This is a genomic window from Beijerinckia indica subsp. indica ATCC 9039 (assembly GCF_000019845.1).
GTDB classification, from domain to species: domain Bacteria; phylum Pseudomonadota; class Alphaproteobacteria; order Rhizobiales; family Beijerinckiaceae; genus Beijerinckia; species Beijerinckia indica.
Map to the genome: position 1 here is coordinate 2,587,454 of NC_010581.1, position 12,948 is coordinate 2,600,401.

Sequence of the window (12,948 nt, forward strand, 5' to 3'; positions counted from 1 at the left end):
TTACACGTTTTTGGGATTTTTGATCAGCCGGTTGGTCACGACATAAGCGGCGGCCATGGCACCAAGACCGAACAAGACCGCACCCAGCATCAACCCTAGGAGAATGCCTATGGCCCCGAAACGATGCGCGCCCAAAGTCACAAAAGGTATGGTGCCAAGTGTTGCTCTCCCCCAATTGAAAAAGGTCGAGAGCAGCGGATATCCAAGATTGTTGAAAGCCGCATTGGCGACGAAAATGCCGCCGAGAAACAGCCAAAGCGCGCCGCCATAAGTACAGAAAAAAACCAATAGCTGGCGTGTTTCGCCACCAACGGCGAAAAGGGTTGCGAGCGCTGGCGCGGCAAGCCAGAGCACCACCCAGACCACAATCGTATAGACGGCGGAGACGATCAGGCAATCCGTGAAGGTGCGGCGGACCCGATGCGGCAGGCAGGCGCCGAGATTTTGGGCCATGATCGGCCCGACACTGCCCGATAAGGCAAAGAGAACGCCAAAAGCGAGAGGTGTCAGCCGGTCGATCAGCGCGAAAGCCGCCACAATGCCTTCGCCGAAAGAAGCGGAAATCCGCAGGCAATAGAGATTGGCCACCGGCGCCGCCAAATTGGTCAGAATTGCCGGTATCGCAATGCCGAAAATGGGCCTGGCATCGCCAGCGATTGCTCGCAATCTCGGCCGACCAATGAGATCATGACGCAGAACAGCGCCATGCAAGCCGACCAGCATACAAGCGATCCGCGAGAGAAAAGCGACGATCGCCGCACCCTGAACGCCAAGGCCGAGGGTAAAAATGAATAAAGGGTCTAAAATGGCCGTTACGACGCCGCCGCCGAGGGTCACATACATGGAGCGCTTGGCATCGCCGGCCGCCCGTAGCAATCCGCCCAAGGCCATGGCGAAACCAAGAAAGATCATGCTCGGCAATGTCACGGCGAGATAGCGGCTGCCGACCTCCAAAGCCTCCCCGCTCGCACCGGCGAAAATCAGAATTTCGTCCAGAAAGGGCATGATAGCGAGGACGAGCACCGCCAGAAGCAAGCCAACATGGACAAGCCCGGAGGCCGCTAATTGGCGCGCCCTAACGCGATCTCCAGCGCCAATCGCGCGAGAGACCACCGCCCCGATGGCAATCGACAGGCCGATTTCAATCGAAATCGGGAAAAACAGGACCTGGCTCGAAAAGCCCACGGCAGCCGTCAGATGCGCATCGTTCAAACGCGAAACATAGAGCAGCGAGAGAAAATCGACCAGAAAGGCGGCAATTAAGCCGATCGAACCGGCGCCCGTCATGACCAGCACGTGGCGCATGGGCGCGCCTTGCGTGAAAACAGCGCGTGGCGGGGATATGGGGGCGTTCAATGAGGATCGACCGGAATTGATGGAAAGGCCGCAAAATGCTGGCATAGGACAAATTTGCCCCATGCGAACGCGAACAGGCATAATAAATGCCGCCACAGAGCACTTTCGAGATGAAATTGTCAAATGGGGTTCAAAGGCCGCGCGTCGCGATGAGGACGCCCGGCTAGATCATGCCTGGCGCCTCCTCTCGCGGCCTACATAACCACTCCAAAGCGCCTCATATTTAACGGTTATTCCCGTGCCTTATTGGGGCCATTTCTTATGGAACAAGACATTGTCGCCTTCTTCCGTCGAATTGGGGTAAGGCACGGGCGCGCTGTTGCCCATCCCCGGCTCCATGCTTTTTGAAGACCCGCTACCCCCGTTGGCAGGTTCATGTTTCCCGCCCGGACTGCTGCTTCGTCCCTCCCGCAACGGATTTTGCGGCAGGGGAACACCCATATAAGGTGTAGTCGTCGGTTGCGAACGATCAATCTCTGGGATGGTTTCCTTGGGATTTCCTGTTCGCCCAGGCTCCATTTGTGCCAAAACGGGCGTTGCCCCCGCTATAATGACGGACCAGACCACCAATTTCCAAACTCTCTGCCGCATCGAAGGACTCCATGTTGACGGCCTCGATCGCATGACTCGGAAGTTTTCCACAGCAGCCGGCACTGTTCTCGCCGCGGATAACCCCAACCGTCCGCCCCCCAGAGGGATAAAAAGAGAACGGCGGGAGTCGGTTGGGGTTCCGACAGAGTGTGTGAGGCCTCCCGTCGCGGCAGGGAGCCTATAGCGCTCGCTCTGGCTGACGCTCGCCCCATCCGCAACGAATTTCGGACTTGCTGGGCACTGGCATAAAATATTGTGTTGAGGTGCAACCGGCCCAGTTCAGGATCAAGGCTCGGGGGGATTTCCTGCATATTCGAGGTCGGTATAGACCAAGACAAGTGTTGAGGCTGTCATCGCGACCATCAGAAAATAAACGTCTAAAAAGCCGGTCGCATTGGAGAACCCTTTAATCTTGTTCTTGATTAGGGATCTCCGAAAACGCGCCTGCCCCGCTTTGTTCCAAGAATATCTTCTATCAGAACAAGCATACATAAGTATATGCTTGTCTATTGCTTGCAAAGCTCAGTCATACTTGCGTTTTAAGGCAATGTCCCGATATCGACATCGGCACAGCCAGCGATCTGCTCTTCGAATTTACGTTCCTCGCGGCGAACGACGACCATAAAGGCGATGATGGCCCCAACGAATATGGCCAGAGCAATGAGCCCCAAGGGTCCGCTGACTTTGGCTACCGAATCGCCAAAAATATAAGCCCCTCCGCCCATAATGACAGACCAGACGATAGCGCCAGCCGCGTTATAGACGAGGAAAGGTCCCCAGCCGAAGTGATTGACACCGGCAAGAAGTGCGGCGAGGACACGCAAAAAGGCCACGAAACGACCGAAAAAGACGATTTTGGCCCCATGTTTCTTGAAGAGAAACTGCCCTAGCCGCAATCGGCTTTCAGGCAAATGGATATATTTGCCGTAACGCAGGAGAAATTTGGCGCCCCATCGCCGCCCAATCCAAAACCCGAGATTATCACCAAGAATGGCCCCGGCCGCCGCCGCTATGATGATCCAGAGGAGATTCATCTGCCCCGTCGCGCCCGCATAGCCGGCAGCCAGAATCAGGGCGGTTTCCCCTGGCAGAGGCACACCAGCGCTCTCGAGTAGGACGATCACGAAGACGGCCCAGTAGCCATGCTGGGCAATATAGGGCTCGATGTTGGTCAGAAACACGCAATCTCCAAATTCAGAAATCTGAGCCTGGACGGTTTATCAGAGTGAAGGAAAAATTCTTCCCAAAAAAGAAGCCCCGTGGGGAAAGACCCAAGCAGAGCTCTTGATCGAACGCGTCTCCCAAGCCTTCGATTTCTGGGCATGGATTACACATTTAAACAAAGAGATAGAGATCATGGGTTGATGTCTTGCTAAAGGCTTTGCCGCATCGCGCATGAGCCGCGTTCAAGAACGAGTTATAAGTCTTTATAAACACATCAAAACCCGCCAATTGCAGCACTGCCTTTGGCTTGATGCTCTAAAGCCCTGTCAAGAGTCCTCGCTTCAAGACAATATTCTAGCCTATTGAATGAAGGCCTTTTCTTGACGTGAAGTGAACGATTTCTCCAAACTGCACGAAAGCATCGGAAAGGTTTCAACGTGAACATCCAATGTTCCAGAACGTTGGCGGGCGCATCGCGCAAAACTGACGTTCGAATTCCAAAGTCCCGTCATGCACGCTCATCCGACCCAAAGCTTTCTCTCCTTTGGGTTGTTTATTTGGGCGAATAGCCGTGTTCCCGCAAGGATGATCCTTGAAATCGTGAATCGGTCATCAGCGTCTTTCAAACTACGATCGATTCGCAAAATTGTTTAACAACTCCGCACAAGATCTTATCTTAAAAAAGAGAATAGACTTCGCGGAAACGATTAAGAAAACATCGGATCGATTCCGAAATTGATCTCGCTCCCGACGCTCTCACTTCATGACGCTTTGGGCTTGCCTGAGCCTTGCTCCTCTTGAGCTTGTTCTTCCCGTGCCGCCATGGCTTCCGCTTCCTGCATCAAAGCGCTTTCCCGTCGCTTATAGATCGGCCAGAGCCAAATCAGCGTCGCCACGCTCAAGACCGCCAAAGTCAGGCTGAAGGGTTTTGCGAGCCGTTCGGCCGCAGCACCGAAACCATAGCCAAGCAGGCCCACAGTCGTGGCCCATAAAATCGCGCCCATGACGTTGAAAACCATGAAACGCCGGGCATCGTAATGATTGGCTCCTGCCAAAAGGGCCGCGAAAGTTCGTAGAAAAGCGACGAATCGTCCGAAGAAAACGATTTTGGCGCCGTGTTTCTGAAAGAGAAAATGGCCGAGTTTGAGTTGGCGTTCACCAAGCCCGATTTTCTGGCCGTGTTTGGCAAGAAGCTGCGCGCCGTAATTGCGGCCGACCCAATAGCCGATATTGTCACCAAGGGACGCGCCGACCACGGCGGCGGCAATGACGAGAACGATATTCATATCGTGCAGCGCCGCGCTCGCAATCGCCGCCGAAATCAGAACCGTTTCGCCAGGCAGCGGAACACCAAGGCTTTCCATCGCCACCATGCCGAAAACTGCCCAATAGCCGTAATGGGAAATGACGGCTGGGATCGCCGTGGTCAATGACATGATGGGAGTAGACCTCGCGAGCAGAGGCGTGCTGGAAGGTTTGACCACTCAACCAGTGCCGAAACCGCTTATGGCGTGCGGCTATAGCAAATCCGCCACGGCATGTCTCCCTCTCGCATTTGAAAAGGTCAGGCCGTCTGCGTGTCCGGATAGAAGGTTCCGCGCAAGAAATGCAGGGGAATTTTTTCGCCGGGCGCAAGCGTGAGAGTGGCTGGGGCATCAATTTCGATGCGGCCTGCGTCGCCCGCCAGAGCGACTTCAGCCCGCCGGATGGGGCCGCTTCTCCGCAAGGAAACGAGTTCCGCGTCGATCGTCGCGTGCCCCCCCTGCGCGATCACGACATCCTGCGGGCGGATGAACAATCGGCCCTTGCCATTGCCCGTCTGCCGCACCGGGAGCGCAAGCTGCTTGTCGCCGACGAACACATGCCCTTCCCGCGCGACAGCCTTCAAGGCGCTGGCCTCGCCGATGAAGCCATGCACGAAAGCCGTCGCCGGACGATCATAAATATCGTCTGGCGAACCGATCTGTTCAATTCGTCCCTGGGACAGCACGGCAACGCGGTCGGCGAGTTCAAGAGCCTCATCCTGGTCATGGGTAACGAACAAAGTCGTATGGCCGGTGCGATCGTGGATTTCCCGCAACCAGGAACGCAGATCACGCCGGACCTTGGCGTCGAGCGCGCCAAAAGGCTCATCGAGCAACAGAACACGCGGTTCGACGGCCAAAGCACGGGCGAGCGCCACGCGTTGCCTCTGGCCACCTGAAAGCTGGGCTGGATAACGTTTGCCGAGACCGGACAATTGAACGAGATCGAGAAGTTCGAGCGCGCGGCGTCGAATTTCCCCTTTCGGCGGCCGCGTCGAGCTATCGCGCACGGTCAGGCCGAAAGCGATATTATCCTCGAGATTCAAATGTTTGAACAAGGCATAATTCTGGAAGACGAAGCCAACACGCCGCTCCTGCACGCTCAATTGTGAAGCATCTTCCTCACCAAAAAAAATACTTCCCTCACTCGGCGTGTCGAGACCGGCGATGATCCGGAGCAAGGTCGTCTTGCCGGAGCCCGAAGGACCGAGCAAGGCCAGAAGTTCGCCGCTCACCACATTCAGATTCACTCGGTCGAGGACGGCCCCCTTGGACTGTTCGTCAAACCGCTTGATGATATCGAGGGCACGAATCTGCATTGTGGTTCTCCAAACCCTGCTTCTTCAAAAAGCGAGGGAAAGCAGCGTTCCGGCGCTAAGCCGGAGGTGATGATAAAGAGCTATCCAATTGATCCCTAAGCAACCCTATCTGGCTTGCTTAGTGTCGGCGGGCACCTCTGGCGAGTTCGTCGCCGAACCGGCTTTCGAGCACGGTCTTGGCGATGAGCGTCACGAGCGCCAGAAGCGCGAGCAGCGACGCCACGGCAAAAGCAGCCGCAATATTATACTCATTATACAGAATTTCTATGTGAAGCGGCATGGTATCGGTCAAACCGCGAATATGGCCCGACACCACGGAAACAGCCCCGAACTCGCCCATTGCCCGCGCATTGCAAAGCAGGACGCCATAGAGCAAGGCCCATTTGATATTGGGAAGCGTGATGCGGAAGAAGGTCGCAAGACCGCTCGCCCCGAGCGTCAGCGCGGCTTCTTCCTCGACCGTGCCTTGTGTCTCCATCAGCGGAATGATTTCCCGGGCAACGAATGGAAAGGTCACGAAAATCGTCGCCAGAACGACGCCGGGCACGGCGAAGATGATTTTGATATCATTGGCTTGCAGCCAGTGTCCCAACAGACCCTGCGCCCCGAACACCAACACATAAACGAGGCCGGCAACCACGGGGGAGACCGAGAACGGCAGATCGATCAGGGTGATCAGAAAACTTTTGCCCGGAAACTGGAATTTCGCGATGGCCCAGGCGGCGGCGAGACCGAAAACGACGTTGAGCGGAACGGCAATGGCCGCGACGAAAAGCGTCAGTCCGATCGCGGCGCGCGCGTCAGGCTCCGCAAGAGCAGACCAATAAGTGCCTATTCCATGACTGAGCGCTTCGTAGAAGACGACGATCAGCGGCAGCACCAGAAAGAAGAGCAAAAAAGCCAAGGCAATGGCAATGAGAGCCCCCGTCAGAAACGGGCCTTCCGTCGTCGCGGGAGTCCGAACCCGGCGCTTGACCTTTTGCTGGGCAGGAAGCGCGAAACCGGCCTCCTGCGACCAGTCGACCAGGGTCTCAGACATAACCAAACCTCCGCCGGCTCCACGCCTGGATGATATTGATGACAAGGAGAATCGAAAAAGACACGATGAGCATCAAGGTCGCGATGGCGGTCGCCGCCGCATAATCGAATTGCTCGAGTTTGACGACAATCAGCAGGGGTGCGATTTCCGAAACGAAAGGAATATTGCCGGCGAGAAAGATCACCGACCCATATTCCCCGACGCCCCGCGCGAAAGCCAAGGCAAAGCCGGTCAGTAGAGCCGGGATGAGACCCGGCAGAATGACACGGAAGAGCGTCTGAACGCGTGTCGCGCCGAGCGTGGCCGAGGCCTCCTCGACATCGCTTTCAAGCTCCTCCACGACCGGCTGCACCGTCCGGACGATGAAAGGCAAGCCGATAAAGATCAAAGCGATGCCGATGCCGAGCGGCGTAAAGGCAATGCGCCAACCCAGCGGCGCGACGAGGGCGCCAACCCAGCCGTTCGGCGCATAGAGCGAAGCGAGCGCGATACCCGCGACCGCCGTCGGCAAGGCAAAGGGAAGATCGACAATCGCATCGATGATGCGTCGTCCGGGAAATTCATAGCGGGCGAGAACCCAGGCGATGATGCCGCCAAAAACGACATTGATGGCCGCTGCGGCCAAGGCAATGCCGAAACTGGTCCTTAGGGCCGCGAGCACGCGCGGCTCCGTGGCGATCTGCCAAAAACCCCAGATCCCGAGACTGCTTGCCCGAAGGATGAGGAGCGCCAGCGGGAACAGAACAATGACGGCAAGATAGACGAGGGTATAGCCAAGCGTCAGGCCGAAACCAGGCAGAATGGATGGACGCCGAAAGGACAAATCTGGCTCCTGATAGGCCCTGAAGTCTATATACCCTATAGGAAATTATCCTACGAGGGCAAACGAGGCAAGTCAAATTCACATATTTTGCGCGGTATTTATTCTTAAATCTCGCTATTTCATGTTAATTGGATTATAGGAGGGTTGGCAATCCCTCCTCCTCGTCTTGTCAAGATTTGTTCATGATCGCAAAAATCGCGCCTCAGGTGATTTCCGCCAACCGTCTCACCGATGGTCATGTCGTCTATCTCGGAACGGATGGCGCCTGGCTGGACAATATCGCCGCCGCCCATGTCTATCCCGATGGCGAGGCCGCTGCGGCCGGCCTCGAACAAGCGCGCGCCGATGTCAAAAAAGCCCTGATTCTCGATCCGTTTCTCGTCGAAGTCGCGACACAGGCGCCGGACGTCACAGCCCTTAAAATGCGCGATAAGATCCGCGCCAAGGGGCCGACGATCAATTATGCGCCACATTCTTGAAGGCCCCACGGATTGAGGGTTTTTTCACTCAGCCAGACTCGAAAAATCCACTCAGGAAGCTCTCTTGGCAAACCGATGTAAGCAGTCCACTTGGAAGGTACCCCGCTACAGAGGTTTTGAAACGCTGGGCGTTTCCCTCTAAACGGATCGGATTTTCGAGCATCGAATCTGCTTAGCAAAGCGCTGAGGCAAGAAGCTCCAAGGGCGCACCCTTTATACAGGCAAAAACGCATGTATCGTTATGATGAATTCGACGCCCAATTCGTCGCGAGCCGCGTCGCACAATTTCGCGATCAGGTGACGCGGCGGCTCTCGGGCGAACTTGACGAAGAGCAGTTCAAGCCGCTGCGGCTGATGAATGGCGTCTATCTGCAATTGCACGCCTATATGCTGCGCATCGCCATACCCTATGGCACCTTGTCGTCCACGCAGATGCGCAAACTCGCCTTCATCGCGCGCCGCTATGACAAAGGCTACGGTCACTTCACCACGCGGCAGAACATTCAGTTCAACTGGCCGGCGCTCGCCGATTGCCCGGATATTCTCGCCGAGCTCGCCTCGGTCGAAATGCATGCGATCCAGACCTCGGGCAATTGCATCCGCAATGTCACCGCTGACCATTTCGCGGGCGCCGCCGCCGATGAGATCGAAGACCCCCGCCCCTATGCCGAGATTTTGCGGCAATGGTCATCGCTGCATCCGGAATTTTCCTTCCTGCCGCGCAAGTTCAAGATTGCCGTGAATGGAGCCTCGCATGATCGCGCAGCCCTGCGGGTGCATGACATCGGCTATCAGATCGTGCGCAACGCGGCAGGTGAGATCGGCTTCACGGTCTATGTCGGCGGCGGGCTCGGACGCACGCCCCTGGTCGCGCATAAGATCCGCGACTTTCTGCCCAAGGAAGATCTGCTTTCCTATACGAACTCAATTCTGCGCATCTATAATCTCGAGGGTCGGCGCGACAATAAATACAAGGCGCGGATCAAGATCCTGGTCGGGGAAAAAGGCGCCGATGTCATTCGGGCCGAGGTGGAAGAGGATTTCGCCAAGCACCACCATGTCGATCCTCTCCAATTGCCGGCGGAAGAGATCGAGCGCATCCGCGCCTATTTCGCCCCGCCCGGGCTGACACCTCGCGCCGAAACCTCCGGGCGCGTGGAGGCGCGCAAGGCCACCGATCCAGCCTTCCGCTCATTCGTCGAGCATAATGTCGCTCAGCACAAGATCGCGGGCCATGGCATTGTGACCATTTCCCTGAAACCCACCGGGGGCATTCCCGGCGATGCCACCGCCGAACAAATGGAAGCGGTGGCCGATCTCGCCGAAACCTATTCGCAAAGCGAGATTCGCGTCGCGCACGAACAGAATCTCGTCTTGCCGCATGTGGCGCTCGACGATCTTCCCGCCGTTTTCGACGCGCTCGTGCAACACGGCCTTGCGATCGGCAATAGAGGCCTTGTCACCGATATTATCGCCTGCCCCGGCCTCGATTATTGCGCGCTCGCGACGGCACGTTCGATTCCCATCGCACAGCGCATTTCCGAACGGTTTGGCAACGGCACGCGGGCCGAGGATATCGGCGGCCTCACGGTCAATATATCAGGCTGCATCAATGCTTGCGGACATCATCATGTGGGTCATATCGGCATTCTAGGCCTCGATAAGAGTGGCGAGGAAGCCTATCAGATCACGCTCGGCGGCACGGCGGATGACGCCTGCACCATCGGCGAGATCACGGGCCGCAGCTTTTCCTCCGAGGAAATCGTCGATGCGATCGAACGGATCGTCGACGCCTATATTTCCCTTCGCCAAAGCCGCGATGAGGATTTCATCACCGCTTTCCGCCGCGTCGGCATGGCTCCCTTCAAGGAGGCTCTTTATGCCCAGCCTTGACGTCCCTCTCTTCGATAATCCCGACACGACAGCGGCGCTTTCGCGCCGCTTCGCCGCTATGGAGCCGCAGGCCTTTCTGCGCCTGGTGATCGAGACTCTGTTTCCTGGCCGTATCGCCCTCGTCTCGAGCTTTGGCGCGGAATCGGCGGTGCTTCTGCATCTTGCGGCCAAGATCGATCCGGCTTTGCCGGTCCTGTTCATCGACACGGACCTCCTGTTTCCCGAAACGCTCGCTTATCGCGACACGCTCGTCGAGCTTTTGGGGCTGAAGGATGTCCGTGTCATCAAGCCGGAACCTGCCCAGCGCGCGGCGGAAGATCCGGAAAACTTCCTCTGGGCGAGCAATGCCGACCGCTGTTGCGAAATCCGCAAGGTGCTGCCGCTCGCAAATGCGCTCGAACCCTTCGACGCCTGGATCACGGGACGCAAGCGCTTCCAGGCGGCAACCCGCGCGGCTTTGTCCTTCTTCGAGCAGGAGGAAGGCACATCCCGCATCAAGGTCAATCCGCTTGCGGGATGGACGGCACAAGATCTTGCCGCCTATCTCAAAAAGTGGGATTTGCCCGCGCACCCGCTCGTCGCTAAAGGCTATCCTTCCATCGGCTGCATTCCCTGCACCTCTCCGGTCAGACCGGGAGAAGATGCGCGCGCCGGCCGCTGGCGCGACAAAGGCAAGGTCGAATGCGGGATTCATATCAAAAAGCTCGAACCGAGCCCGGATGCCTGACATGCTCCTGTTCAAGAACAATGCTTTGCAAGCCGATGAATGGCAAAAGATCGCGGATGACGAGTCCCTGCCGACAAGCGGCAAGGTTCTTCTCAGCGAAGCGCGCTGGCAGGCCGAAAAGGACCACCTGCCCGCTTCCCTGACCCCTGGCATCAAGATCGAGCCCAAAGCCTCCGTCAAGGAGCTTCTCCTCGATCTGCCGCGGCTTATCCTGATCAGCGTGGATTTTCCGAAATTCACCGACGGGCGCGGTTATTCCATGGCGCGCGAATTACGCAGCTATTACGGCTATCAGGGCGAACTTCGCGCCACTGGTGAAATCTTCTACGATCAATTGCAATTGCTGGCGCGCTGCGGTTTCGATGCTTTCGAAATTACCGATCCGGCAACCCTCAAGCTTTTGGAGGCGGGAAAACGGCCGGACCTCGGGACATTTTATCAGCCGGCCCTGGGGACCGAAACAGCCGTCGGGACAAGACCGTGGGCGCGCCGCGCCCGGGCATCCTGAGCCTTTCGCCTCAAACAGGCGGTCAACTTCTTCCTTGAACTTCATGCCGCGAAACGGGGTATAATTTTCCATCGATTCGTCTTCGAAGCCCTGCAAGGAGCTTCGGCCGGAGGTAGGCATGGAATGGGAAAGTTTTCGGCGCTCTGATAATGTCGAGGACCGCCGCGCCGAGGGTCCGACCAGCGGAGGTGGGTTTGGCGGTGGCCAGCTCGGCCTTGGCGCGGTCATCGTGCTCGGCCTTGTCGGCTGGGCCTTGGGGATCGACCCGCGGCTTTTGATCGGCGGCGCCGAAATGGTCAATAGCGCGCGCCACCAATATACACAGAGCGAAACGCGCCCGCCGCACGCCGGCGCGCCCAGTGATCAGATGGGGCAATTCGTGGCGGCTGTCTTGGCTCAGACGGAAGACGTCTGGTCGGATGTGCTGCCGCAGCAAAAAGGCGTCGCCTATACAAAGCCGAGACTCGTGCTCTATAGCGGCTCGACGCGATCGGGCTGCGGCGGTGCTCAGGCGTCCATGGGGCCGTTCTATTGCCCGAATGATCAGAAAGTCTATCTCGACACTGCCTTCTTCCGGGATATGCAAAAGCGCCTCGGGGGCGGTGGCGATTTCGCCTATGCTTATGTGATCGCCCATGAAATCGGCCATCACGTGCAAAATCTCCTCGGTATTCTGCCAAAGGTTCAGGCGGCGCAACAACGGGCCAGCAGCCAGGCCCAGGCCAATGCCTATTCCGTGCGCCTGGAACTCATGGCCGATTGCCTAGCCGGTGTCTGGGCCGCCAATGCCGACCGCAAATTCCAGACCTTGCAGCCGGGCGATATCCAGGAAGCGATCAGCACGGCCCAGGCGATTGGTGATGATCGCCTGCAAGAATCCTCGCGCGGCTATGCCGTGCCGGATTCCTTCACGCATGGCTCCGCCGCCCAGCGCACACAATGGCTGAACACCGGTTTGCGCTCAGGCCAGATCGATTCCTGCAATACATTCGCGCAATAAACTGATCAGAGACAGGCATAGGTACGAAAATCCTCGGGCACGAAAATCCTCGGCCCTGCCTGTGTCGCTCGCCCGATTATTCCCCTTCCCAATAATCGGTGCTTTGTTCTGCCCGGCCAACGAAGGCGAACCTGTTTGGTTGTCCATCGGGGCCGGGTGAATATTCGGCGAGGACACCGAACTTCCCCGTATCCGGATATTCGGCGATCTCGGGCGAAAGTTTGGTACTGACGCCCAGATAACGCAGTTCCTGCGTTCCGGTATTGACGATCTGATGCGCGGTCTCCTTGTCACCGGCCGGGCAAGCGATGATATCGCCTTCCCGGATGGGATAGGTGTTTTCGCCGATGCGAATCTCACCAGTGCCAGTGATCACGAAGAACATTTCCTCGTTCACGCGATGATTGTGGAATGGAAAAGCCCGCTTGCCCGGAGGTATGGCGGTGATATTGTAACCGAGCTTAGAGGCACCAAGACCCGCGCCAATAAAACCCATCCGTGCATCATAGCGCTCCGCCACCGCGCCAGTCGGCGCGAAACCCGGAGGACGCGGATGCAGTGCAACGTCCGCAATATTGATGATCGGCTTGGTCATCGCTCACTCTCCCCTATACGCCCGGTGTCGATTACAAATAGATGTCACTGGATTACCTCCGTGACGTGTAACGCATAGGCATCATTGAGTCGATCGCATCGATCTCGAGGAGCGGAATCAGCGCCCCAAGGCGATAATTATAGAACAATC

Annotated in this window: 12 protein-coding genes; 5 read left to right on the forward strand and 7 right to left on the reverse strand. The window is 57.2% G+C overall.

Annotated features, from left to right (window positions below; genetic code table 11):
- The 6 genes from BIND_RS11390 to cysT form a co-directional block, all read right to left on the reverse strand.
- Positions 1-1,305, reverse strand: coding sequence for an MATE family efflux transporter (locus BIND_RS11390; RefSeq protein WP_012385225.1), 1,305 nt, complete (start codon positions 1,303-1,305; stop codon positions 1-3).
- A gap of 1,181 nt (positions 1,306-2,486) precedes the next feature.
- Positions 2,487-3,128, reverse strand: coding sequence for a DedA family protein (locus tag BIND_RS11395; RefSeq protein WP_012385227.1), 642 nt, complete (start codon positions 3,126-3,128; stop codon positions 2,487-2,489).
- Positions 3,129-3,872: 744 nt separating this feature from the next.
- Entirely contained in the window at positions 3,873-4,547 is a 675-nt protein-coding gene (locus tag BIND_RS11400; protein ID WP_012385228.1) for a DedA family protein, read from the reverse strand.
- A gap of 128 nt (positions 4,548-4,675) precedes the next feature.
- Complete coding sequence (locus BIND_RS11405) at positions 4,676-5,734, reverse strand: sulfate/molybdate ABC transporter ATP-binding protein (protein ID WP_012385229.1); 1,059 nt, start codon at positions 5,732-5,734, stop codon at positions 4,676-4,678.
- Between the two features lie 118 nt (positions 5,735-5,852).
- Positions 5,853-6,773: a sulfate ABC transporter permease subunit CysW gene (gene cysW / locus BIND_RS11410; RefSeq protein ID WP_012385230.1), complete on the reverse strand. Its 921-nt coding sequence runs from the start codon at positions 6,771-6,773 to the stop codon at positions 5,853-5,855.
- Positions 6,766-7,596, reverse strand: coding sequence for a sulfate ABC transporter permease subunit CysT (gene cysT, locus BIND_RS11415; RefSeq protein ID WP_012385231.1), 831 nt, complete (start codon positions 7,594-7,596; stop codon positions 6,766-6,768). Before cysT ends, cysW begins: the two co-directional genes overlap by 8 nt.
- Positions 7,597-7,778: 182 nt before the next feature.
- Here cysT and BIND_RS11420 point away from each other — a divergent pair, with 182 nt between their 5' ends.
- The 5 genes from BIND_RS11420 (at position 7,779) to ypfJ (ending at position 12,203) form a co-directional block, all read left to right on the forward strand.
- Positions 7,779-8,075, forward strand: coding sequence for a DUF2849 domain-containing protein (locus BIND_RS11420; protein WP_012385232.1), 297 nt, complete (start codon positions 7,779-7,781; stop codon positions 8,073-8,075).
- A gap of 231 nt (positions 8,076-8,306) precedes the next feature.
- Positions 8,307-9,968 carry a nitrite/sulfite reductase gene (locus BIND_RS11425; RefSeq protein ID WP_012385233.1) on the forward strand — a complete coding sequence of 554 codons (1,662 nt, stop codon included), beginning with the start codon at positions 8,307-8,309 and terminating at the stop codon, positions 9,966-9,968.
- Positions 9,955-10,695 (forward strand): phosphoadenylyl-sulfate reductase, encoded by a 741-nt coding sequence (locus tag BIND_RS11430; protein ID WP_012385234.1) that lies wholly within the window; start codon positions 9,955-9,957, stop codon positions 10,693-10,695. Before BIND_RS11425 ends, BIND_RS11430 begins: the two co-directional genes overlap by 14 nt.
- Complete coding sequence (locus BIND_RS11435; protein ID WP_158304377.1) at positions 10,688-11,203, forward strand: DUF934 domain-containing protein; 516 nt, start codon at positions 10,688-10,690, stop codon at positions 11,201-11,203. The genes BIND_RS11430 and BIND_RS11435 overlap by 8 nt, the downstream gene beginning before the upstream one ends.
- A gap of 118 nt (positions 11,204-11,321) precedes the next feature.
- Positions 11,322-12,203, forward strand: coding sequence for a KPN_02809 family neutral zinc metallopeptidase (gene ypfJ / locus BIND_RS11440; protein WP_012385236.1), 882 nt, complete (start codon positions 11,322-11,324; stop codon positions 12,201-12,203).
- Positions 12,204-12,279: 76 nt separating this feature from the next.
- Here the strand turns inward: ypfJ and BIND_RS11445 are convergent, their stop codons facing one another.
- Positions 12,280-12,798: a cupin domain-containing protein gene (locus tag BIND_RS11445; RefSeq protein WP_012385237.1), complete on the reverse strand. Its 519-nt coding sequence runs from the start codon at positions 12,796-12,798 to the stop codon at positions 12,280-12,282.
- Positions 12,799-12,948 lie beyond the last annotated feature (150 nt).